At 65.3% G+C, this 22,821-nt stretch carries 17 protein-coding genes; 5 read left to right on the plus strand and 12 right to left on the minus strand.

All coding sequences use genetic code 11. The annotated features are described in order from the left end of the window. Window positions 1–214: 214 nt before the first annotated feature. A complete protein-coding gene (locus tag H8A95_RS02150; protein ID WP_229181578.1) occupies window positions 215–1,441 on the minus strand; it encodes a CaiB/BaiF CoA transferase family protein in 1,227 nt (408 codons plus the stop codon). Window positions 1,442–1,715: 274 nt separating this feature from the next. Here H8A95_RS02150 and H8A95_RS02155 point away from each other — a divergent pair, with 274 nt between their 5' ends. Continuing rightward, entirely contained in the window at window positions 1,716–1,961 is a 246-nt protein-coding gene (locus H8A95_RS02155) for a hypothetical protein (protein WP_229181579.1), read from the plus strand. Here the strand turns inward: H8A95_RS02155 and H8A95_RS02160 are convergent. Genes H8A95_RS02160 through nirB form a run of 3 tightly spaced genes read right to left on the minus strand, consistent with a single transcriptional unit; the run spans window position 1,958 to window position 7,418 of the window. Continuing rightward, complete coding sequence (locus tag H8A95_RS02160) at window positions 1,958–4,621, minus strand: nitrate reductase (RefSeq protein WP_229181580.1); 2,664 nt, start codon at window positions 4,619–4,621, stop codon at window positions 1,958–1,960. The two genes, H8A95_RS02155 and H8A95_RS02160, sit on opposite strands and share 4 nt — an antisense overlap. 11 nt (window positions 4,622–4,632) lie before the next feature. Beyond that, window positions 4,633–4,962, minus strand: coding sequence for a nitrite reductase small subunit NirD (gene nirD / locus H8A95_RS02165; RefSeq protein ID WP_229181581.1), 330 nt, complete (start codon window positions 4,960–4,962; stop codon window positions 4,633–4,635). Next, a complete protein-coding gene (nirB, locus tag H8A95_RS02170; RefSeq protein ID WP_229181582.1) occupies window positions 4,959–7,418 on the minus strand; it encodes a nitrite reductase large subunit NirB in 2,460 nt (819 codons plus the stop codon). The genes nirD and nirB overlap by 4 nt, the downstream gene beginning before the upstream one ends. 585 nt (window positions 7,419–8,003) lie before the next feature. Here nirB and H8A95_RS02175 point away from each other — a divergent pair. Both H8A95_RS02175 and H8A95_RS02180 read left to right on the plus strand, forming a co-directional pair. Further along, the gene (locus H8A95_RS02175) at window positions 8,004–9,314 is read left to right on the plus strand and encodes a nitrate/nitrite transporter (protein ID WP_338027762.1); all 1,311 of its coding nucleotides are present in this window, start codon (window positions 8,004–8,006) and stop codon (window positions 9,312–9,314) included. A 30-nt stretch (window positions 9,315–9,344) separates the two neighbouring features. Then, window positions 9,345–11,072 (plus strand): bifunctional protein-serine/threonine kinase/phosphatase, encoded by a 1,728-nt coding sequence (locus H8A95_RS02180; protein ID WP_229181583.1) that lies wholly within the window; start codon window positions 9,345–9,347, stop codon window positions 11,070–11,072. Between the two features lie 17 nt (window positions 11,073–11,089). Here H8A95_RS02180 and H8A95_RS02185 read toward each other — a convergent pair whose 3' ends face one another. Next, a complete protein-coding gene (locus tag H8A95_RS02185) occupies window positions 11,090–12,313 on the minus strand; it encodes an ABC transporter substrate-binding protein (protein WP_229181584.1) in 1,224 nt (407 codons plus the stop codon). 36 nt (window positions 12,314–12,349) lie between these two features. Next, on the minus strand, window positions 12,350–14,134 hold the full coding sequence (locus H8A95_RS02190; protein WP_229181585.1) for an acyl-CoA dehydrogenase family protein: 1,785 nt from the start codon (window positions 14,132–14,134) through the stop codon (window positions 12,350–12,352). Between the two features lie 247 nt (window positions 14,135–14,381). Here H8A95_RS02190 and H8A95_RS02195 point away from each other — a divergent pair, with 247 nt between their 5' ends. Further along, window positions 14,382–15,377 (plus strand): IclR family transcriptional regulator, encoded by a 996-nt coding sequence (locus tag H8A95_RS02195; protein WP_229181586.1) that lies wholly within the window; start codon window positions 14,382–14,384, stop codon window positions 15,375–15,377. 24 nt (window positions 15,378–15,401) lie between these two features. Here H8A95_RS02195 and H8A95_RS02200 read toward each other — a convergent pair whose 3' ends face one another. The 4 genes from H8A95_RS02200 to H8A95_RS02215 all read right to left on the minus strand — a co-directional run bounded on the left by H8A95_RS02200 (window position 15,402) and on the right by H8A95_RS02215 (window position 19,054). Then, window positions 15,402–16,031, minus strand: coding sequence for a hypothetical protein (locus tag H8A95_RS02200; protein ID WP_229181587.1), 630 nt, complete (start codon window positions 16,029–16,031; stop codon window positions 15,402–15,404). After that, window positions 16,028–16,567: a c-type cytochrome gene (locus H8A95_RS02205; protein ID WP_420839315.1), complete on the minus strand. Its 540-nt coding sequence runs from the start codon at window positions 16,565–16,567 to the stop codon at window positions 16,028–16,030. The genes H8A95_RS02200 and H8A95_RS02205 overlap by 4 nt, the downstream gene beginning before the upstream one ends. 81 nt (window positions 16,568–16,648) lie before the next feature. Continuing rightward, a complete protein-coding gene (locus H8A95_RS02210; protein WP_229181588.1) occupies window positions 16,649–18,421 on the minus strand; it encodes a PQQ-dependent dehydrogenase, methanol/ethanol family in 1,773 nt (590 codons plus the stop codon). Between the two features lie 147 nt (window positions 18,422–18,568). Beyond that, window positions 18,569–19,054: a copper chaperone PCu(A)C gene (locus tag H8A95_RS02215; protein ID WP_229181589.1), complete on the minus strand. Its 486-nt coding sequence runs from the start codon at window positions 19,052–19,054 to the stop codon at window positions 18,569–18,571. Window positions 19,055–19,184: 130 nt separating this feature from the next. On the opposite strand from H8A95_RS02215, the gene H8A95_RS02220 reads away from it, so the two are divergent. Beyond that, entirely contained in the window at window positions 19,185–20,180 is a 996-nt protein-coding gene (locus H8A95_RS02220) for a phosphotransferase (RefSeq protein WP_229181590.1), read from the plus strand. 43 nt (window positions 20,181–20,223) lie between these two features. Here the strand turns inward: H8A95_RS02220 and H8A95_RS02225 are convergent, their stop codons facing one another. Both H8A95_RS02225 and H8A95_RS02230 read right to left on the minus strand, forming a co-directional pair. Beyond that, on the minus strand, window positions 20,224–21,936 hold the full coding sequence (locus H8A95_RS02225) for an EF-hand domain-containing protein (RefSeq protein ID WP_229181591.1): 1,713 nt from the start codon (window positions 21,934–21,936) through the stop codon (window positions 20,224–20,226). Window positions 21,937–22,065: 129 nt separating this feature from the next. Continuing rightward, complete coding sequence (locus H8A95_RS02230; protein WP_229181592.1) at window positions 22,066–22,773, minus strand: NUDIX hydrolase; 708 nt, start codon at window positions 22,771–22,773, stop codon at window positions 22,066–22,068. Window positions 22,774–22,821: the final 48 nt, after the last annotated feature.

Genomic DNA, 22,821 nt, shown 5'->3' on the forward strand with positions numbered 1-22,821 from the left:
TGGCGCCAATCTAGCAGGTTCGTGTCAAGGATGGTTCGACACAGGTCGAAGTGTATCAGGAGCGGCGCTGCTGCCGAACCGTCATCCTGAGGAGGTCGCGCAGCGGCCGTCTCGAAGGATCGACGGCCAGCAGCCGGGCCGTTCACCCTTCGAGACGCCGCTTCGCGGCTCCTCAGGATGACGGGATAGATGCCCGGCCTGGCTCCAACTTGCCCTACAAAATCCCCTGCGCCTTCAGGCCTTCGACCTTGGCCTCGTCGTAGCCGATGGTCGCCAGCACGTCCTTGGTGTCGGCGCCGAGCAGCGGCGGGGCGCGGTAGTCGGTGATCGGGGTGCCCGAGAAGGTCAGCGCATTGCGGATCAGCGACAGGTTCGGCTCGAAGGGATGGTCGACCTTCACCCGCATGCCGCGCGACTGCACGTGCGGATCGCTGAACACCTGCTCGAAATTGTTGATCGGTCCGGACGGCACGCCGGCCTCCTCGAGCTTCTCCAGCCAGTAGGCGACCGGCTGCTTCAGGAACAGGCAGGCGAAGATCGCCATGATCTCCTTGCCGTGCACGACGCGGTCGTTGTTCTTGACGAAGCGCTTGTCGTTGGCGAGCTCGGGTTCGCCGAGCACGGCGCAGGTGCGCTGGAACTGGCCGTCATTGCCGACCACCAGCATCAGCTCGCCGTCGGTGCAGCGGAACACGCCGGCCGGCATGCCGCCATTGCCCCAGGTGCCGCGGCGCGGCGGCATGTTGCCGTTGACGAGGTAGATCTGCAGCCAGTGGGATAGCGAGGCGATCACGGTGTCGAACAGGCAGACGTCGACATGCTGCCCTTCCCCGTTGTTGGCGTCGCGATGGTAGAGCGCCGACAGAATTCCGATCGAGGTGTTCATGCCGGTCATGTAGTCGACGATCGAGGGGCCGACCTTCATCGGGCCAGCGCCGGGCTCGCCGTCGATATGGCCAGTCACGCTCATCAGGCCACCCATCGCCTGCAGGATCGCGTCGTAGCCGGCGCGCGTGGCATACGGGCCGGTCTGGCCGAAGCCGGTGACCGAACAATAGATGATGCCGGGGTTGAGCTGCTTGATGGTCTCGTAATCGAGGCCGTAGCGCTTGAGGTCGCCGACCTTGTAGTTCTCCATCATCACGTCGACCGACTTGGCGAGCTCGCGGATGATCGCCTGCCCTTCGGGCTTGGCGATATTGACCGTGACCGACTTCTTGTTGCGGTTGGCGCAGAGGTAGAACGAGTTGTTGTTGTTCGCCTTGCCTTCGGGATCGGCGAGATAGGGCGGGCCAAAGGCGCGGGCGTCATCGCCGCCGGCGGGCCGCTCGATCTTGATCACCTCGGCGCCGAGATCCGCCAGCATCTGGGCCGACAGCGGCCCTGCGAGCACCCGCGTCAGGTCGAGAATTTTGATGCCCGAGAGTGGCAGAGCCGACATGAACGTTCCTCCGAAATCTTGCTAAATCTTGATTACCCAGCGCCGGACCGTGTCCTGCCCGTGTCGGGGCGCGCCAGAGCTTGCCGATACACCATTTTGGTCCCGGGAGCACTGCATTGTCGGCATGAAGCTATCCCCGGACGGCCTATGTACGACCTGCTGGCGGGAACCGGCCGCGAGAATCGCGCCGATTGCCGCCAAGCGAAATTGTGAAGATGGCCGACACCGAATTGCCTCAGCCCCAACGGTATTCTGCCGCGACGAGGAGGACACCATGCGGACGATCACGACGATCGGGCTGGTGGCGCTGCTTGCGGCCGCGATGCCGCCGGCCGGTGCGCGCGGCGGCCACGGTCATGGCAGCGGGCACAGCCACGGCATGCATGCCGGCGGCACCATTCGCGGCGGCGGATCTGCCGGCAACGCGCGCCACGGCAACGACGCCTACACCAAGGCGGCCTCCGACGAAGAGGACCGCCTGCTCAACGGCAAGCTGAAGAGCATCTGCCGCGGCTGTTAGGAGGCGATCGCCTGCCGCGGCTGCGCGGTGGCGCCGATCAGTTTTCCGATCTCGGGCTTGCAGCCGCCGCAATTGGTGCCGGCCTTCAGACAGCGGCCGATCGCATCGACGCTGTCGGCGCCCTTCCTGATCTCGGCGGTGATCTGGTGTCGTCCGACACTGAAGCAGGAGCAGACGATCGGGCCGACATCCTCGCCGGCCCCGAACGGCCGCCCTGCGAGCAACGACATCCGCGCATTGGCCGAGAGTTGTTGTTCCGCAAACAGCCCGGTCAGCCAGGCCCGCGACGGCAGCGTGTGATCGGGCGCGATAAACACGCAGCCATCGAGCCGGCCATCGCGCACGGCTGCGTAGCGGAAGCGTCCTGCGGCGGGATCGCGATAGGCGATCCATTCGATCTCGACGCCTTCGAGGCCGAGCTGCGCCCTCGCCCAGTCGCGCCAGCTCTCCGGGCGGGAGTCGAGCGCGAGCTCCAGCCGCGTGCAATCGCCGGCCTTGCCGTAAACCCAATAGCCTGACGCCGGACGCTTGATGGCGTCGCGGCTCAGGATGAAGGCATGCCATTTCGGCGTGTAAGGATCGGCCTTGACCGGCGTGTGCTTCGACTCCGGCTGACCGGACACGGGGTCGACGACCGGATTGACCAGCGCGTTGACGCGTCCTTCGCCGGCGAACTCCTCGTTCCAGTGCATCGGCACGAACACGCAGCCGCGGCGCTGGTCGGAGCTGACCACGACGCGCGCGATCATCTCGCCCCAACTGCTCGTCAGCCGCACCAGCCCATCGTTTTGCAGCCCGGCCTGTCGGGCATCCTCGGGATGAAATTCGGCGTAGGGTTCGAAGATGTGCGACAGCAGCCGTCCGGTTTTTCCGGTGCGGGTCATGGTGTGCCACTGATCGCGGACGCGCCCGGTGTTGAGCACCAGCGGAAAGTCGCGGCTGGTCGCGTTGCGCGCCGCGCGCGGTGCGACCGGCACGAAGCGGGCCTTGCGGTCGGGCGTGAAGAATTGCTGGCTCTCGAACATCCGCTGCGTACCGGCCGGATGCTCCGACGTCACCGGCCACTGCACCGGCGCCATCGCGTCGTAAGCGCCGTCGTCGAGCCCGGCCAGCGCCGAGATGTCGAAATCGCGCCGGCCTCGATTCTCGAAGCCCGACAATTCGGCGTGCTCGCGGAACACCTCGGCGACCGAGGCGTAGTCGAAGCCGGGATATCCCATGCGGGCGGCGACATCGCAGATGATCCGCCAGTCGGCGCGTGCCTCGCCCGGCGCTGACAGGAACGGCCGCTGCCGCGAGATCCGGCGCTCGGAATTGGTGACGGTGCCGTCCTTCTCGCCCCACGCCAGCGCCGGCAACAGCACGTCGGCATGACGCGTGGTGTCGGTGTCGCGCATGCAATCCGTCACCACGACAAGCTCGCAGGCGTCGAGCGCGGCACGCGCGCGGTCGGCATTGGGCAGGCTCACCACCGGATTGGTCGAGATGATCCACACCGCCTTGATGCGGCCGTCGGCGATGGCGTCGAACATATCGACCGCCTTCAGCCCACCCTTCTCCGCAATGACAGGCGCGCGCCAGAACCGCTGCACCAGCTCGCGGTGCGCTGAATTCTCGATCTCCATATGCGCGGCAAGCTGGTTGGCGAGCCCGCCGACCTCGCGGCCGCCCATTGCGTTGGGCTGCCCGGTCAGCGAGAACGGCCCCATGCCGGGACGGCCGATGCGCCCGGTCAGGAGATGGCAATTGATGATGGCGTTGACCTTGTCGACGCCGCTCGACGACTGGTTGATGCCCTGCGAATACAGCGTGACGACGCGCTCGGTCTTCGTGAACCAGTCGAAGAACAGCCCCACCGCACCTTCGCTCAGGCCGCAGGTCGCAGCCGTCTGCGCCAGCGTTTGTCCGCCGACCTGCTTGAGCGCGTCGACGACGCCCGTGGTGCAATTGCCGACAAAGCCGCGATCGACCGCATTGCTGCCGGCCAGGAACGCGAACAGCCCGTTGAACAGCACGCTGTCGCTGCCGGAACGCAGCGGCAGATGTAGATCGGCGCCCTCGCAGGTCGCGGTGCGACGTGGATCGATCACCACGATCTTGCAGGCCGGATTCTTCTCCTTCGCCGCCAGCATGCGCTGGTGCAGGATCGGATGGCACCAGGCCGCGTTGGAGCCGACCAGCACCAAAAGATCCGCCTGTTCGAGATCCTCGTAGCAGCCCGGCACGGTGTCGCTGCCGAACGCGCGCTTGTGCCCGGCTACGCTCGAAGCCATGCACAGCCGCGAGTTGGTGTCGATATTGGCGGTGCCGACAAAGCCTTTGGCGAGCTTGTTGATGACGTAATAGTCCTCGGTCAGCAGCTGACCGGACACATAGAACGCGACCGCGTCGGGCCCGTGCTCGCGGATGACCCGGCTAAAGCCGTCGGCGACGCGATCGAGCGCGTCGTCCCATGTGGCCGGCGCGCCGTCGATAACGGGCTCCAGCAGACGTCCGTCGAGATCGATGGTCTCGGCGAGCGCCGAGCCCTTGCTGCAGAGCCGGCCGAAATTGGCCGGATGCTGCTTGTCCCCCTCGACCCGGACCACCCCCGCCGCGTCCTTGGACGCGATGACGCCACAGCCGACACCGCAATAGGGACACGTGGTCTTGACCGGCATTGCCTGACCGCTCAGCTCACCGCAGCCGCCTGCCGCACCGACAGCCAGACAATGCCGTTCTCGACCTTGGCCGGATGAGTATGCGTGCAGCCCTCGTCGGGCGCGACTGCCTGGCCACTGGCCAGCTCGATGACGAAGTTATGCAGCGGACAGGTCACGCGCTTGTTGTGCACGATGCCCTGCGACAGCGGCCCGCCCTTGTGCGGGCAGCGGTCGTCCAGCGCGAACACCTCATCGCTCTCGGTCCGGAACACCGCGATGTTGCCGCCCGGCGTCCGCACTACGCGCGAGCCGAGCCGCGGGATGTCGTCGAGCGCGCCGATTTCGATCCAGCCGGTCATGCGAGCTCCAATTCGGCAAGAGGCGCGAACTCGTTGCGGTCGACGCCGCGGCTGGCGCGTTCGGCCCACGGATCGGTCTGCGCGAACTGCTGCGAATGAGCGAAACGGCCGAACAGCGCCTTGCGGTTGGCGACGTCGTCGACCACCCGCTTCCTGATCTGCTCGAGCCCGACGCGGTCGCACCATTTGTACATGCGCTCGAGATACCAGCCCTCCTCGCGATAGAGCTGGGTCAGCGCCACGATCACCTCGAGCGTCTCGTCCTCGGTCTCGACCTTGGTCAGGAACTCGGTGCCCTTGATGTGCAAACCGGCGGCGCCGGCGAAATGGATCTCATAGCCGGAATCGACGCAGACCACGCCGACGTCTTTGCAGGTCGCCTCCGCGCAGTTGCGCGGGCAGCCGGAGACGCCGAGCTTGACCTTGGCCGGCGTCCACGAGCCCCACATGAACTTCTCGAGCTTGACGCCGAGGCCGGTGGAATCCTGGGTACCGAAGCGGCACCACTCCGAACCGACGCAGGTCTTCACCGTGCGCAGGCCCTTGGCGTAGGCGTGGCCCGACACCATGCCGGCGTCGTTGAGATCGGCCCACACCGCCGGCAGGTCTTCCTTCTTGACGCCGAGCAGGTCGATGCGCTGGCCCCCGGTGACCTTCACCGTCGGGATGTTGAACTTCTCGGCAACGTCGGCAATCGCGCGCAGCTCGCTCGGGGTGGTGACGCCGCCCCACATCCGCGGCACCACCGAGTAGGTGCCGTCCTTCTGGATGTTGGCGTGGACGCGCTCGTTGATGAAGCGCGACTGCTGGTCGTCGCGATACTCGCCCGGCCAGGTCGCGAGCAGATAGTAGTTCAGCGCCGGACGGCAGGAATGGCAGCCGTTCAGCGTCTTCCACTCCATGAAGCGCATCACGGCGGGAATGGTCTTGAGCTGCTGCTCGATGATGACGCGGCGGACGTCGTCGTGGCTGTGATCGGTGCATTTGCACAGCGGCTTGACCTTCGGCGCCGCCGAATAGTCGCCGCCGAGCGTGAACGCCAGCACCTGCTCGACCAGGCCAGTGCAGGAGCCGCAGGACGATGACGCCTTGGTATGGGCGCGGACGTCGTCGAGCGTGAACAGCTTCTTCTCAGAGATCGCCTTGACGATCGCACCCTTGCAGACGCCGTTGCAGCCGCAGATCTCGGTCTCGTCGCTCATCGCGGCAACCGAGTTCTGGCCGCTGACGCCGCCCTCACCGAGATTGGCCGCGCCGAACACCAGGCGCTCGCGCATATGCGAAACGTCGGTGCCGTCACGCAAATGCTGGAAGTACCAGGGGCCGTCGATAGTGTCGCCATAGAGCACGGCACCGACGATCTTCTTGTCCTTCAGGATGATGCGCTTGTAGACGCCGCGATTGGCATCCTGCAGCACGATTTCCTCCTTGTCCGGCCCCGGCGCGAAGTCGCCGGCCGAGAACAGGTCGATGCCGGTGACCTTCAGCTTGGTCGAGGTGACCGAGCCGTCATAGGTGGCGAAGCCCTTCATCGCGAGATGGTTGGCGCAGACCTTGGCCTGGTCGAACAGCGGCGCGACGAGGCCGTAGGTCTGGCGGCGGTGCTGCACGCATTCGCCGACTGCATAGATGCGGCCGTCATAGGTCTGCATGGTGTCGGAGACGACGACGCCGCGCTCGCAGTGGAGCCCGGCCTTCTTGGCGAGCTCGAAGTTCGGGCGGATGCCGACCGCCATTACCACGAGATCGGCCGCCAGCTCGGTGCCGTCGCCGAAGCGCGCGCCGGTGACGCGATCCTCGCCGAGGATCGCCTGGGTCTGCGCCGGCATCTTGAACACCATGCCGCGCTCTTCCAGCGACTTACGCAAGAGACCACCGGCCACCGGATCGAGCTGACGCTCCATCAGGGTGTCGAGCAGATGCACGACGGTGACGTTCATGCCGCGCTTCATCAGCCCGTTGGCGGCTTCGAGGCCCAGCAGGCCGCCGCCAATCACGACCGCGTTGCGATAATCGGTCGAGGCCTTGATCATGCGATCGACATCATAGATGTCGCGGAAGCCGATCACGCCCGGCAGCTCCTTGCCCGGCAGCGGCAGCATGATCGGGTTTGAGCCGGTCGCGATCAGCAGGCGGTCGTACGGAACGCGGTCGCCGGCATCGGTGACGACTTCGCAGGTCCGGCGATCGATCATCGAGATCGTCTCGCCCTTGCGCAGCGCAATGTTGTTGTCTTCGTACCAATCGACGGTGTTGAGCATGATGTCGTCGACGGTCTTTTCGCCGGCGAGCACCGGCGACAGCAGGATGCGGTTGTAATTGCCGTAGGGCTCGGAACCGAACACCGTGATGTCGTAGAGATCGGGGGCGCGCTCGAGCAGCGCCTCTACCGTGCGGATGCCGGCCATCCCGTTGCCGATCACCACGAGCTTCTGCTTGGTCACTTTGTCGAGCATGGTCTGCCTTTCAATTCCGACGGCGCTATCCAGCGACGCGGTGTGCGTCGTTGATGGGCACCGATAAAGGTTTGGAGTTGCAGGAAGCCCAGCCGCGGGCGCAGACCGTCTTCGATGACGACCGATGTTCCGTCACCGATTCGGATTCAAAACGCGTGCCAACTCGCGGCGAACGAATCTGACTGTGAAATCAATGAGTTTTCGGCAATCTCAAACCAGCCGGGCAGCACGCCGCACGCCGGCTGGCCGAATTTTTAGCCACGCCGATGATCTCTTGTGCATCACAGCATCACTCAGCGCCACGGCGATCGCGAATCCGCCATTGATGCGCCATCGCGTGCCGACGACGCATCGCACAAGAAAGCATCAGCGTGCGCGTTTGCGCGGCGGCGCTTGCTGCAAGCCACGCCCATTCCGATCGCCGGACTCGGTTCGCGATCTCGCGGCAACGTCTTGCGAGTGCAAGGCAAAGCGACGCGATCGATTCGATGGCACGCAAATTGCTGACCTGAACTCTTGACGGAGTGCGCCTCAACGGCGAGCGCGCTTACGCATTCACCCACATTCGATTCATCTGCGCCCGAGATGACCGCACGTGTGCGGCTGTCTCCGCCGCATCACCGCGAGATGCTTGCGATGAAGCTAGCCGAGTTCAAGAAGGCAGGTCACTGGCCGACCCTGCTCGCTGCGTTCCTGTACTTCGACATCAGTTTCATGGCGTGGGTCGCGCTCGGACCGCTGATCGTCTACATCGCGCGCGACATGAATCTGGCCGTGAACGAGAAGTTCACCCTTGTCGCCATCCCCGTGCTCGCCGGGGCGCTGTTGCGCGTGCCGATGGGCATTCTGGCCGACATCATCGGCGCCAAGCGCACCGGCATCATCGCCCAGCTCGTCGTCATCGCCGCGACCGCGTCGGTGTGGCATTTCGGGTTGACCAGCAAACTCGCGATCGAGCTGTTCGGGCTTGCGCTCGGCGTCGGCGGCGCCTCGTTCGCGGTCGCCTTGCCCCAGGCCAGCCGCTGGTACCCGCCGCAATATCAGGGCGTGGTCATGGGAATTGCCGGTGCCGGCAATATGGGTGTCGTGCTCGACACGCTGCTCGCACCGAGCATCGCCGAACATTGGGGCTGGCAGGCCGTGTTCGGATGCCTCTTGATTCCGATGCTGATGGTGCTCGCCTATTACGCGTTCGCGGCCAAGGACGCGCCGGGCGAGCGCAAGAAGATCTCGCTGAAGGCCTATGGCGCGCTGCTGAAGGATTCCGACAGCCGCTGGTTCATGTTCTTCTACTTCATCACCTTCGGCGGCTTCGTCGGCCTCGCCAACGCGCTGCCGCTCTATTTCACCGTGCAGTATCATGTCTCGGGCGTGGCGGCCGGCATGCTGGTCGCGCTGATCGTCGCGTTCGGCTCGGGATTCCGCCCCGTCGGCGGCATGATCGCCGACCGCATCGGCGGCATCCGTTCGCTGTCGATCCTGTTCGGCGTTGTTGTCGCCGCCTATCTCGTGATCGCCTTCATGCCGGAGGGCCCGACTGCGCCGGCAGCGAGCGGCTGGGCATTGACCGAGCTGCCGCGGATCGCCTGGGTCTCGGTGCTGCTGTTCTCGATCGGCGTGCTGGCGCTCGGCATGGGCAATGGCGCGGTATTCCAGCTGATCCCGCTGCGCTTCCGCCACGAGATCGGCTTGATGACCGGGCTTGTCGGCTGCGCCGGCGGCGTCGGCGGCTTCTTCCTGGCGCAGGCGCTCGGCTACGCCAAGGGCATGACTGGCGGCTTCGGCGCCGGCTTCCTGTTCTTCGGCGCGCTGGCGTTGCTTGGCTTCATCGGACTTGCGATGGTCAAGGTCCGCTGGCGCACCACCTGGGGCGCGGTGTCGGGAGCGCGCGTCTGACGGCTCCCTCTGGAGAGGACGGGCTCGGACGTGGCGAACGGCGCGCAACGACATTTGCTGCGAGACCTGCAAAGGGATCTCGGCGTTCGCGTAGGCTTTGCCAGCGAGACCGGCAAGCGCGCCGCCAATGAGGACTATGTGGCGGCTTGTCTCGGCCAGCCGGGCACGCTTCACCGCGACGTGGTGGCCGCGGTTGCCGACGGCGTCGGAGGCCACAAGGGCGGCCGCGAGGCCGCGGAGACTGCTGTCCGCAGCTTCATCGACGCCTATTACTCACTGCCCGAGACGCTCGGCGTCCGCCGCCGCGCCGCGCGGGCGCTGGAGGCCGCGAACAGCTGGATCTACGGCCAGGCCCGCGTCGATGCCGCGCGCAGCGGCATGGCCTGCGCGTTCTCCTCGATTATCCTGTCACGACGGCAATGCCATGTGATCCATATCGGCGACACCCGCGCCTATCGCCTGAGCGAGGGACGGCTGGAGCGCCTGACCCAGGATCACATCGCCGGCCGCGGCGACCTCGCCCACATGCTCAACCGCGCCATCGGCTTCGAGGAGTTCGCCCGCTTCGACTATACCTCCGTCGGGCTGCGGCAGCATGATCGTCTCCTGATCTGCAGCGACGGGGTTCATGGCGCGCTCGCCGATTCCCGCCTGCAGCTGCTCCTGGAAGAACGCACGCCGCCCGACGAATCGGCGCGCAGCATCGTCGATGCCGCGCTCGCGGCCGGCAGCAGCGACAACACGACGGCGCTGGTGCTCGACGTCGTCGACCTGCCGCCGGCGGATCGCGACGATCTCACCCACGCGATCGCAACGCTGCCGATTCTCGATCTGCCGGAAACCGGCGACACGATCGACGATTTCGCACTTGGCGACGTACTGTCCGACGGACGCTACAGCCGCCTGTTCAAGGCGACCGACAAGCGGGCCGGCCGCGAGGTGGTGCTCAAGTTTCCGCATCCGCGGGTCGCAAGCGAAGGCTCTTATCGCCTCGCCTTCGTGCGCGAGGCGTGGGTTGCCGCGCGCGTGCGCAGCCTGTGGATCGGTGAGATCATCGAAGTGCCGGCGGAGCGGCAGACCCGGCTCTATTCGGCGATGCCGCTCTACGAGGGTGAGACGCTGGAGCAGCGGCTGAACCGTGCGCCGCGGCTGTCGCTCACCGAGGGCATCGCAATCGCAACCAAGCTGGTGCGCGCGGTCACGGCGCTGCACCGCGCCGGCATCATCCACCGCGACATCAAGCCCGACAACGTGATCCTCGCGAAGGACGGCGGATTGCGGCTCGTCGACCTCGGCGTCGCGCGCGTGCCTTTGCTGGAGGATTTTCCCGCCGAGGACATTCCGGGCACCGCGAGCTACATGGCGCCCGAACTGTTCGGCGGCAAGGCCGGCGACGAGGCCTCCGACCTGTTCGCGCTCGGCGTCACGGTCTATCGGATGTTCACCGCGAACTATCCGTTCGGCGAGATCGAGCCGTTCTCGCGGCCCCGCTTCGGCAAGCCGGCGCCGCTGTCACGTTATCGGCCGGACCTGCCGGCCTGGCTCGATGCCGTGATCGGCAAGGCGCTCAGCGTCGAGCCCGCGCAACGCTTCGGCGACGCCATCGAGTTCGCGCACGAGCTGGAAAACGGCGCGACCTGGGCCGGCCCCGCCGTGACGACCCGCAGATCGCTGCACGACCGCGATCCCGTGACCTTCTGGAAGGTGCTGTGTGCCATCCTGGCCCTGGTCATCGTGGTGCTGCTGGCGCGGCATTAAGGCGGCGACCGCAAACCTCACCGGGCTTTCTGCTGAACCAGCGGACAGCCGCCTTCGGCGAGCGGCCGCCAGGCTTCGTCCGGCGAAATCGTCGCGATCACCTTTTCATAGTCCCACGGCTCGCGCGATTCGGATGGCGATTTGGCCTGAACGAGATACATGGAGCGCATGACCTGTCCATCTTCGCGGATCCCCGCGTTCTGCGTCATGAAATCGTTGACCGGAAGCTTGCGCATCGCCACGGCAACGGCGTCGGCATCGTCGGTCCCGGCCGCCTGCACCGCCTTCAGATAATGCATCACTCCGCTGTAGACGCCGGCCTGGATCATGGTCGGCGCCTGCCCGTGTCGCCGCGCCATGAAGCGATGACCGAAGGCGCGGGTCGCCTCGTTCTGGGTCCATGAGAACGACGTCGCGTAGATGATGCCCTGCGCCGCCTGAAGGCCAAGCGAATGCACGTCCGTGATCAACATCAGGAGAGCGACAATGCTCTGGTTGGCGGATTTCCCGATACCAAACTCCGCAGCCTGCTTCAGGCTGTTGACGGTATCGCCGCCCGCATTCGCCAATGCAATGACCTTCGCCTTCGAATTCTGGGCCTGAAGCAGGAATGACGACAGGTCCGAGGCGCCGAGCGGATGACGAACCGAGCCAACGACCTTGCTGCCCGCAGCCGTGATGAAGCTTGATGCGTCACGCTCCAGTGCATGACCGAAGGCGTAGTCCGCGGTCAGGAAGAACCACGTATCCGCGCCCTGCTTCAGCATCGCCTTGGTGACGGCTGAGGCTTCGGCGTAGGTGCTGTAGGTGAAATGAAACCCATATGGCGAGCACTGCTTTCCGGTCAGATCGGAACTGCCGGGCCCGGAAATCACAAAGATGCGCTTCTTGTCGCGGGTGATGCCCTGAATGGCCAGCGCGGTCGCCGAATTGCCGCCGTCGGCAATCATGTCGACACCGTTCTCGTCGATCCAGCGACGCACGATGCCGGAGGCGACATCGGGCTTGTTCTGATGGTCAGCCGACACCAGCTCGACCTTCTTTCCAAGCACGGTCGGGCCAAAATCCTCGATCGCGAGGCGGGCCGCTTCCACCGAGCCCTCGCCCCCGAGGTCGGAGTAGAGTCCCGACATATCGTTGATGACGCCGATGCGCACCACGTCGCCGGAGATTTGTGCGCGCGCGGACCCGACCGCAGCGAGACAAAAGACTGCCGCAAGCACGGCCGCAATCGATCGCATGGAAACCTCCCCCTCGGCGTTCTTGGTCTGTTGCGGTCAGGCCGTCAGGAGCCCGGCCGCCGCAGCGAACGTGACGGGCGCATCACCGAGCACCAGCGCGATGGCATCGCGCTCCCAAGCATCGTCGGCCGGGGCCAGCGGGTCCTTGGCGGTCAGGCGATGCTCGAGCACGAACCGCGACAGCAGCAGCCGCCGCGGATCGACTTCCGCCTGGCATCCTTCCCAGGCGAGCATGATCGCCGATGCCGCATGGTAGAGCGCGCTCGCCGCCAGCCGCGCAGTGTGCTCCGAGCCGGGATCGGCCGCGACCTGCTCGGCAAAGGCGATCGAGCGGTCGAGCGCGGTGCGAAGCCGCTTGCGGTACGGCTCGGGCAACGCCTTCGCCTCCTCGAGGCGCGCCTGCAACGCCGTCGCAAGCGCCCGGTGCGCGCCGCTCTTGCCGACGGCGCGCGAGATGATGTCGAGCGCGTTGATGTTGCTGGTGCCTTCCCAGAGCACGCCGACATGGGCGTCGCGCACCAGCCGCGGCTGCACCCATTCCTCGATGTAGCCGTTGCCGCCGCGTACCTCCATCGCGCCGGTGGCGACCGGAATGTTGTCGCGGCAGGCGCGGTACTTCAACAGCGGCGTCAGGATGCGCAGCAGGTCCCTCGCCTGCGCCGAGCCGGCATTGGCATCGTCCATCGCGCGCGCCGCCACCAGCAACATCGATAGCGCCTGCTCGGTCGGCACGATCAGCTTCATCAGCTGCCGGCGCAGCAGCGGGAAATCCATCACGCGCCGGCCAAACGCCGCGCGCGATGAGGCGCTGACCACGGCTTCGTTGACACAGCGCCGCATCATCGCGGCGGCACGCACGCCGTGCGACAGGCGCGAGAGGTTGACCTGCTCCATCATCTGCTTGAGCCCCTGCGTCGGATCGCCGACGAGATAGGCAACCGCATTGTCGAGCCGGATCTCGCCGGATGCCATCGACTTGGTGCCGAGCTTGTCCTTGAGGCGGACGATCCGGTAGCTGTTGCGCCGGCCGTCCTTGAGGCGGCGCGGCAGCGCGAACAGCGCGAGCCCCTTTGTGCCTGCGGGTGCGCCCTCAGGCCGCGCCAGCATCAGCGCGACGTCGGCATCGGCGTGCGAGCAGAACCATTTGTCGCCGGTCAGACGCCAGACGTCGCCATCGCGGCGCGCAACGGTTTCGACCGCGCCGACGTCGGAGCCGCCGGCGCGCTCGGTCATGAACTGCGTGCCCTTCCACAGCGTCGCCATATCGTCCGACAGCATTTTCGGCAGCAGATAGGCCTTGAGCTCGTCCGAGCCGAATTTGCGGATCAGATGCGTCGAGGTGTCGGTGACGCTGATCGGGCACATCAGCCCGAACTCGGACTGCACGAACAGATACTGAAACACGTATTTGGCCACGGCCGGCAGCGGCCGATCCATGCCGAGCACGCCGGCGCGATGGCTCATGGCATGAAACTGAAAATCCCCGAAGGCGATCGCCTCCATCTCGCGATAGGCCGGATGATAGTCGATCCAGTCCTCGTCGCGGCCGTAGGCGTCCCTCGGATTGAGCACCGGCGCATGCTTGTCGGCGACCCGTGCCAGTCGGTCGAGCCTGCCGCCCGCCAGTTCGCCAATACGCTCGAAGTGCGGCTCCAGCCGTTCGCGATCCTCGCGCGCCAGATAGAGCCCCAGAAGGCCGCGGAGCCCGCGGTCGAGATCATAGAAGTTGAGGCCCGCGCAATCATGTGAGATGTGGCGGGCCGAATCGGCCGGCACGCCGGCATCGTCGGGGCCGCGAAGGTCGCGCGCGCTCATCTGCATCGGGGATCTCCTGTTGGGATCACGTCGCAGCAGCCTTGCCGGCGTGCGCGAAGTCATCGGTGTTCAAACTTCGCCTGCAACATCGGGAACGATCGCGGCGATGTCCATCGGCGGACGCCCGCACGAGAATAATTTCAGATACGTGAAGGAAATGCCGTCCGCGCGCGGACCGTACGGCAAGCCATGCTGCACCGCGGACTCTTGACCTCCGTTGGTTTCGCTGCACATTCGGCAGCAGAAGGCGACAATGAATGTTGCAGCGCACCAGGCCTGCGCTGTGTTCGAGGACACGAGCGGCAAGAAGATGAAGGGCGTTCGCTCCGATACCCAGCCCCCGTCCCGGCGCGGCCGACGGCGCATCGTCGCCGACCGCGTTCGCACGCAACCCGACGATCCCGCGGCAATGGTGATCGAGGCCAACCGGCATGACGAGTTGTTCCGCGCCGCCGACGGCAGCCCCGATCCGTCGGTCGTCAAGTCCGCGCATCGCGTGCTGCGCATCTTCGAGTATTTTGCCGAGATCGAACGGCCCGCGGCCATGACCGAGATCGCGCGCCGGCTGAACTATCCGCCGTCGAGCACGTCGGCGCTGCTGAAGAGCCTCGTCGAGCTCGGCTATCTCGACCACGACCGGACGGCGCGTAGCTACGTGCCGACGGTCCGCGTCGCCCTGCTCGGCGGCTGGCTCAAGAGCCAGACATTGCCGGGAGCGACACTCGATGCGATCACGCGCGAGTTGCACGAGGCGACGCGGCTGACCACCTTCGTGGTGGCGCGCAACCGGCTCTACAGCCAGTATATCCGCGTGCTGCAGGGCACGACACCAGTGCGCTATTACCTCGAACCCGGCGCGCGGCGGCTCCTGACCCACTCGACCCCGGGCCGGGTGTTTCTCAGCCTGATGAACGACGAGGATGCGCGGCGGATCGTGCAGCGGATCAACGCCGAAGAAGCGCCATCCTCCGCCGTCCGCTTCCCCGACATCCAGCATGCGCTGGCGACGATCCGCCAGCAGGGATTCGCCTATACGCGCGACATGGGAACGCCCGGCCTGAGCGCGATTGCGATGCGGCTGACCGAGGCCGACCAGACGCCTCCGCTTGTCATCACCGTCGCAGGCCCGAGCTCAATCATCTCGGCGGAAGGCAAGGCGATCATCGGAAAGATGCGCGAGCTGGTCGAGCGGCAGTCGCCCGGCCTGTTGCCGCAGATCGACATCGACGCGCCACCGATCGAGACCTGAGATCGGGGATGCGTGAGGTCGACGTCAGGACCCGGCGCGGCGAATCGTGATCCGGGTCTCGTCGGTCATGTCCTTGAGCTCCTTGTTCGGCTCACGATAGAGATGCCGCTCGATCTCCACGGTCCGGCCATCGGTGGTCTTGCTGCACGTCTCGTCGACGAATACCCCGCCGACCTCCTGCTTGTCGGTGCCCGGCTTCGCCTCCGCGCAGCTCCAGCCGTCCTCGCCGTAGCGCGACTTGGCCTGCAGGCCGAGCAGGAAGGCCTTCTTGCGCAGATAGAGCCGCGCCTTCGGATCGGTCTCGATGGTCAGCGCCGCGATCTTGGCGTCCTTGTCGATCATCACGGTCAGGATCGCCGGATGGCCGCCGACCATGGTGCCTTCGCGCGCAGTCTCACGATCATACTCGAAACGGATGCCGCGCAACTGATCCGGCCCTTCCGGGCAGCTCGACCACTGCGCCCATTCCGCCAATCTGTGGGTGGCCTTCTCTCCGGCGCAGGTCAGGTTGATGTATCCCGCGTCGGGCACGCTCGTGATCGCCATGCCGACATTGATGTCGCGCAGGTCGCCCGCGGTCGCCATCGCCGGTACGGCCGCCATGATCGTGGCGGCGAAGACCAACCCGCGAATCGCCGATCTCTGCTTGCTCATGGCTTTGCCTTCTCGCTTGGGTCGGACGGCGCGGCCGCGTGGCCGGCCTCCTTGTAGATGTTGCAGACGCGCGAGCCGTCGCCGAAGAAGGCGATGCATTCGTCATAGTTCGGCTCACCCTTGCCCTTGACGTGGGCGAGCACATAATCGGCGACAGCCTCGACCTCGTTCGGCCGCAGGAACACGTTCGCCTCGGGCGGCATGCGGTCCGCGACATCCTGCCGGCTCATCTCGTAGCATTTCGTGTTGTCATAGGAGCCGCGCACGAAGAACGGCATGCCGGTGCCCGGCCGACCGCAGGTCACGGTTTCGATGATCTGTTCCCGCGTCAGGTCGGTCTTGCGCAGCGACAGCGCGTCGCCGCCATAGCCGCCGCCGCCGTTGCCGTGCCATTTGTGGCAGCCCATGCAATTGCCGCGCTTGAACACCGCCTTGCCCGCATCGGTCGGATCGCTCGCCGACTGCGCATGCGCCGCGCCAAATCCCATCACCAGCGCGCAGCCGAGCCACGCACCAATCAGCCGTGTTTGCTTCATTTGCTTTTGTTTCTTGTATTATTTCATTCGGCCAAATCGAACGCGGGAGGCCCCTCACGGAAGCCTCCCGCGCTTGCGATGTCAGAGCGCGAACACGTAGAGCATCGAGCCCGGCTGCATCCGCTTCAGCTCGGGCGTGGCATCGATGAACCACTTGTCCCAGGCACCGCCGAGACCGACCAGGATCGCGATGTACTGCTTGCCGTCCACCGAGAACGTCATCGGGGGCGCGTTGACGCCACCGCCGGTGTTGAACTGCCAGAGTTGCTGCAGCGATTTCGCGTCATAGGCGATCACCTCGCCGGACGGTTGTCCGGAGAACACGAGGTCGGGTGTTGCCAGGATACCGCCGAGGTTCGGGAACTGCGTCTCCGCCTTCCCTGCCACCTTGCCGGTGGTGACGTCGATCGCGGTCACGCTGCCGGTGATCTTGACGTTCTGGCTCGGCCCGCCGCCGGTGAAGAACTCGCGCGCCTTGACCTTGTCCGACGTCATCTCCTCGACCTTGATGTGGTTGCAGCTCTCGATGACGGGAATGTACCAGAGCTTCAGGTTCGGATTATACGCGGTCGGCGGCCAGTTCTTGCCGCCCATGTTGCCGGGGCAGATATCCGTTTCTTTGTTGGTGCGGCTCGGTGTGACCGACGCGTTGTACTTCTGCACGCCCTGCTTCGGATCGTACTCCACCGGCTTGCCGGACTCGGGATCGAGCCCCTTGGTCCAGGTTACCTTCTTGACGAAGGGCAGACCCCAGATGAACTTGCCGCTGTTGCGATCGATCGCATAGGCAAAGCCGTTGCGGTCGGCCTCGAGCGCGAGCTTCAGCGTCGAGTTGTTCGGACCGGGGACGTCGACCAGCACGTTCTCCGCCACGCTGTCATAGTCGAAGGGATCGTTCGGCGTGTGCTGGTAGTGCCACTTGATCTTGCCGGTGTCGGCATCGAGACCGAGCGACGAGTCGGTGTAGAGGTTGTCGCCGGGACGATATTCATTGTCCCAGTCCGGTCCGGGATTGCCGACGCCCCAGACGATGGTGTTGGTCGAAGGGTCGAAGCTGCCGGTGACCCAAGTCGAACCGCCACCGCTGGCCTTGGCGTTCTTGTCGTCCTTCCAGGTCTCGTGCCCCGGCTCGTCCTTGCCCGGAATGGTGTGTGTGCGCCACACTTCCTTCTGGCTGTTCAGGTCGGTCGCAGCGATCCAGCCGCGAATGCCGTATTCAGCACCAGCCACGCCTGATATCGCCTTGTCCTTGACGATCAGCGGAGCGCCGGTGATCACCTCGCCTTTGTCGGGATCGGCGACCTGACGCTGCCAGGCGACCTGCCCGGTCTCCTTGTTGGTCGCGATCAGGCGGCCGTCAAGCGTGTGCGAGATGACGAGGTTGTACCACAACGCGACGCCGCGGTTGTCGACGCCGCAGCAGGCGACCGCGCCGGCCCAGTCGTGGTCGGTCTTGGGATCCATCTTCCAGACCAGCACGCCTTTGCCGCCATGCGCATCGATCTTGTAGACCGAGCCCCAGCCGTCGGTGACGTACATGAAGCCGTTCTCGACGATCGGGGTTCCCTCCAGGCCGCCATGCCCCCAGATTCCGCCGCCCTCGACTCCGCCGAGATGCATGGTCCAGGCGACCTTCAGGTTCTTGACGTTGTCCTTGTTGATATCCGCCAGCGACGAGAAGCGGGTCGCCGAATAGTTCTTGTGGTGGTGCAGCCAGTTGCCTGCTTCCTTGTCAGCGTTGAGCAGGCGGTCCTGGTTGACGTCGTCCGCGAGCGCGAACGAGCCCGCGAAGGTCGCGGCGGATGCTACTGCCGCCGCGAGCATGTGAGATTTTACCCAATTCAACCTTGTCATCAGTTCATTTCCTCCGGATCCAGCATTCTTCATTGATCGAACCGCCCGTCACACACGGGCGATCGCGCGAGAAGCCTTGAGTCCCGGCGATTGGCTGTGCCACCCGCCGCCTTCGTTGGTCACTTGTCTTTGGTCATCTGTTTTGGGTCACTTCTGGACCTGTACCTCCGTCTCGATGGTGCCTGCTTTCTGAAAAACGACCGCGCATTTGAATGTCTCGCCGGGCGCGAGCGCCTGGCGCATCTGCAACAGCATGACGTGATAGCTGTCGCGCTTCAGCTCGAGCGTCGCTTTGGGCGGGATTGGTATATTGGATATCGATCGCATGGCGGGTGCGCCTTCGCCGCGATCGACGATGTGGCGCTCGGAAAAATTCGCGACCGGGCAGCGGACACGAAGCAGCGCATCGGCGCTGTCGGCCTCGTTCTTGATCGTCATCGTCAAGGGAAGGTCCCCGCCCGCATTGTCGATCGCCGGTACGCGCGCATCCACAATCGCCAGGGATTCGTTCGCGACGGCGTTATGCATCACTCCGAACGTGCTGATCAGGCAGAATAATGGCAACGCAATCCACGAACTGCACTTAGCGATCCTGCACGCAACGGCGCGATGCAACCCCCGCTCGAACGACATCAAGTTTTCTCCCGACATGATTTTTGCGGCATTGTTTCATGCTTCATCGCGCGCATCCAGTGATTGAAGATCGGGAACCGGGTTTCATTGCAGTTTCGGCACGCATAGCCGTCATGCTAACTTTTTGCGCATGAGTGATCTCGATACACTCCCGCCGCTCGAGCGCGATGCAGCGCATGCCGCACTGCGTGAGGTGATCGGCGCGACAACGATCGACTCCGTCACACCTGTCTCCGGCGGCGCCACGTCGGCGCGTCTGTTCAGAATCGATGCGAGCGGCGAGAATTATTTGCTACGAATCGAAGGCGTGCCGAGCCCGCTGCGCAATCCGTATCAATATGTTTCACTCAGGATTGCCGCTGACGCCGGTATCGCGCCGCGACTCTATTTTGTCGACGAGACATCGCGCATCGTCGTGATGGACTTTATCTCCCGAAAACCGCTCGGCCTCTATCCCGGCGGCCTGCCGGCGCTGGCGAAGGTACTCGGCGAATTGCTGGCGAGGCTGCAGGCAACGCCGACCTTTCCGTCCTTCGTGCGCTACCCGGACATCGTGGCCCGCCTCTGGGCCCATGTCTGTCGCACCGGCCTGTTTGCGCCCGGCGTGCTCGACCGGTGCAACGAACATCTTGCGCATATCCGCGCGACCTATGTCTGGGACGAAGCGAATTCGGTTTCGAGCCACAACGACCCGCTGCCCGCTAACATCCTGTTCGACGGCAACAGGCTCTGGATGATCGACTGGGAGTCCGCTTACCGCACCGATCCGCTGGTCGATCTTGCAATCGTCGGCGGCAGCATCGCACGAACGCCTGAGCTGGAAGACATTCTGCATCGCGCCTGGCTCGGCCGCCCGCTGGATGACGCGCTCCGGGCCCGGCTCGCGCATGTCCGCGCCCTGACCCGGCTCTACTATGCCGGCGTGCTGTTCAGCGCATCCGCGACGGCGCCGCGCGCCACACCCGACACGAGCCTCGCGGCGCCGACGCTTGCCGAACTCGCGGAGGCTACCCGCATCGGCCGACTCAAGGTCGGCACGCCGGCGGCCAAGCACGTGGTCGGCAAGATGCTCCTCGCCTCGTTCCTCTCCGATGTCGCGACGCCCGGCTTCGATCTTTCGGTTTGACGCGCTTTCTTCACCCGAACCGGCAGTTACTCCACCCGAAAACCTAGCTGCAATTCGTGCGCGATCCGCTGATCGGCTTCATCTCCGGTTCCGACAGCACGCAGGTCGCGCTCAGATCGCCGTCGGGCGGCGGCACCTGGGACGGCAAGGTGAAGGTCCCGCGTGCGCCGGCAGGAAGCCTGAGCTTCTTGGAAATCCTGAACTTGTCCGGCACGGTGAACGGCTTGAAGTCGCCATCGTTGATCCGAACGCCGCGGCTCATCCCGGTGACCATGAGCGCGCCGGTGTCGACCAATTCCGCCAGACCGGCGCGGCCCGGCAAGACGGAATAGTGGTTGACCGGATGCGCCGAGACGACCGCCTCGACGTCGATCTGCGCAATTCCGGCCGGGTAATCCACCCGCAGGTCGCGCCACAACAATTCGCCAAGGCCTTCCGTCGGCAACTGGATCGCGTTGCGAACCGGCCGATCCGGAAAATGCCGCGCCGCCGGGACACGGAAAGTCCCCGCGCTCTGCTCGCCGCCGGTCTCATCCACGGCGCGCCCGAGCAGCAACGACGCGATCTCCTCGGCGCGACCATCCTTCATCGTTGCGTCGGTCGCCGGCACAAGACATCCGGCGTGTGCGGTGAAGTGGACCTTTTCGCGCGGCACGCCCATGATGCCGACAAGCGGCTTGCCGCCGCGCTGCGGTCCTGCACCGCCTGCGGCCGCGAACCGCTGCAGACGCGCGTCACCCGACTTGTCGACGGTCGCGTCGGCATCGGCCACGACGCCGGCGATGCGTTCGGTCGCTCCGACGATATCCCAGATCATCGCGCCGCCACTCGCCAGCGCGAGATAGATCGGTTCGGGTCCGGGCGCGATCTCGACGGTCGTCACGTAGGTGACCCGGTCCTGGTTGCCGACCCAGGCGTTCGACAGCGCCTTGCCCTCCTGCGCCCCCAGAAGAATGAGACGCACCTCGCGCGGGACGGCGGGCACATCGCACCCCGCCACGGCGGTTTGCAGTTGCTGCTTCCGGAGCTGGATCTCACGCGCGCGCTGCGCCGCCTGTCGGGCCTCATTCAGGCGCTTGCCGAAATCCGCGAATTCGCTGGCGGATATGCGGCCATCGCGATCCTGGTCAATCGCGGCAAATTGCTCGCGCACGGCCGCCTCGTATTCGGCGAGCGAGACGGCGCCATCTCCGTTCGCATCGAGCGTCATCGGGACGTACTGGGTCGCGCCTTGCTGCCAGCTGACGCTGGCCTGATCGGCCTGTCGCTGGCCTTCTTGCCGGATTTCAGCGGCGCTGATGACGCCATCCTGGTCGGCATCCAGCTTGAGCGCCTCGCTGACAAGCCTCTCGAGCTGCAGACGAACCTGCTCCGGCGTTGGCTCGAGCTGCACCCCGTTGGCGTGGATCATTTGCCGCGCCCGCGGCTGCATCACCGCGACGACCTCTGCCTTGGTGACCGCTCCGTCACCATCGAGATCGTAAGCCAGCACCTGTGTAATGACCTGCAATCGGCGCTGCGCGGCCGCGATCTTGCGCAAATCGTCGATGCCTTGCGCGGTGACCCCGCGCTCGTCCGGATTGCTCTGATAGAACGCGGCCAGCATCTGCGACCTGACCTGCTCCCAGGTCACGTCCGCACGCATCGCGCCGCCCATCCTGTTGATGATCCATTCCGAATTGGCGCTGGCCGGCGCAGAGAAAACGCCGAGACACATCGCCGAAGCGCCCAGAAGGCGAACCAACCGCAACCGCATTTCGCACTCCACTATTCCAGGTTGAACGATCTGACGCAGGCGCATTAAATTTGCCGTCACGGATTGCTTCAAATTGTCTGGATTGCAGCGATCCTGCGCGCCGTGACGCGGGCGCGCCCCCGACCGGCGTCACCCCGGCGGATTGAATGTCCGCGTGAAGAACACCGGCGCCTTGGCCTTCTTCAGCCGATAGAGCTGCGCCGGCCGGTTCGGCCCCTTGCGCATCTTCGCGACCGGCTCGATCAGGTCGGCCGCGAGCATGCGGGTGCGGAACGCGCTCTTCTCCAGCGGACGATCGAGCACGATCTCGTAGGTGCGCTGCAGTTCCGGCAGCGTGAATTCCTGTGGCATCAGATAGGCCGGCAGCGAGGTGTATTCGACCTTGTTGCGCAAACGCAGCACGGCCGCCTGCAGGATCTCGGCATGGTCGAAGGCAAGCTTCGGCCTCGCCTTCTCGCCCTCGACCGCGAACCACTGCGCATCCGCGGCCAACGCACCGCCGGCAGCGTGCTCCGGCAGCAATGCGAAGTAGGCATGCGTCGCAGACCAGCCGCGCGGATCTCTCGTGGCGCTGCCCCAGCTGCCGAGCTGCTCCAGATACGGACTGACGACGCCGGTCTTGGCCTTCAGCTTGCGCACCGCGCAGGCTTCGAGGTCGCGGTCGCCGGCGATATCGACGAAGCCGCCGGGTAACGCCCAAGCTCCTGGAAACGGCTCGCTTTCCGCCTTCGGGCGTTGAACCAGCAGGACCTGAAGCGCGTCTGACCTGATGGCGAAGATGACGACATCAACCGTCGTCAACGGCCGCGGAAAGTCGAGTTCCGGCTTCTCTTGCATGCTCTCCCCGTCCTCCTCTGAACCTTTTCACGTCCCGGCTTGACAATA

Source organism: Bradyrhizobium oropedii, from assembly GCF_020889685.1.
GTDB lineage: Bacteria > Pseudomonadota > Alphaproteobacteria > Rhizobiales > Xanthobacteraceae > Bradyrhizobium > Bradyrhizobium oropedii.

Excerpts from the sequence above, each read along its gene's own strand:
- H8A95_RS02230 (WP_229181592.1), bottom strand. The coding sequence starts at position 22,773 with ATGCAAGAGAAGCCGGAACTCGACTTTCCGCGGCCGTTGACGACGGTT.
- H8A95_RS02175 (WP_338027762.1), top strand. The coding sequence starts at position 8,004 with ATGACCGCACGTGTGCGGCTGTCTCCGCCGCATCACCGCGAGATGCTT.
- nirB (WP_229181582.1), bottom strand. The coding sequence starts at position 7,418 with ATGCTCGACAAAGTGACCAAGCAGAAGCTCGTGGTGATCGGCAACGGG.
- H8A95_RS02195 (WP_229181586.1), top strand. The coding sequence starts at position 14,382 with ATGAATGTTGCAGCGCACCAGGCCTGCGCTGTGTTCGAGGACACGAGC.
- H8A95_RS02155 (WP_229181579.1), top strand. The coding sequence starts at position 1,716 with ATGCGGACGATCACGACGATCGGGCTGGTGGCGCTGCTTGCGGCCGCG.
- H8A95_RS02205 (WP_420839315.1), bottom strand. The coding sequence starts at position 16,567 with ATGAAGCAAACACGGCTGATTGGTGCGTGGCTCGGCTGCGCGCTGGTG.
- H8A95_RS02200 (WP_229181587.1), bottom strand. The coding sequence starts at position 16,031 with ATGAGCAAGCAGAGATCGGCGATTCGCGGGTTGGTCTTCGCCGCCACG.
- H8A95_RS02220 (WP_229181590.1), top strand. The coding sequence starts at position 19,185 with ATGAGTGATCTCGATACACTCCCGCCGCTCGAGCGCGATGCAGCGCAT.
- H8A95_RS02215 (WP_229181589.1), bottom strand. The coding sequence starts at position 19,054 with ATGTCGTTCGAGCGGGGGTTGCATCGCGCCGTTGCGTGCAGGATCGCT.
- H8A95_RS02150 (WP_229181578.1), bottom strand. The coding sequence starts at position 1,441 with ATGTCGGCTCTGCCACTCTCGGGCATCAAAATTCTCGACCTGACGCGG.
- H8A95_RS02185 (WP_229181584.1), bottom strand. The coding sequence starts at position 12,313 with ATGCGATCGATTGCGGCCGTGCTTGCGGCAGTCTTTTGTCTCGCTGCG.
- nirD (WP_229181581.1), bottom strand. The coding sequence starts at position 4,962 with ATGACCGGCTGGATCGAAATCGGCGCGCTCGACGACATCCCGCGGCTC.
- H8A95_RS02190 (WP_229181585.1), bottom strand. The coding sequence starts at position 14,134 with ATGCAGATGAGCGCGCGCGACCTTCGCGGCCCCGACGATGCCGGCGTG.
- H8A95_RS02225 (WP_229181591.1), bottom strand. The coding sequence starts at position 21,936 with ATGCGGTTGCGGTTGGTTCGCCTTCTGGGCGCTTCGGCGATGTGTCTC.
- H8A95_RS02210 (WP_229181588.1), bottom strand. The coding sequence starts at position 18,421 with ATGACAAGGTTGAATTGGGTAAAATCTCACATGCTCGCGGCGGCAGTA.
- H8A95_RS02160 (WP_229181580.1), bottom strand. The coding sequence starts at position 4,621 with ATGCCGGTCAAGACCACGTGTCCCTATTGCGGTGTCGGCTGTGGCGTC.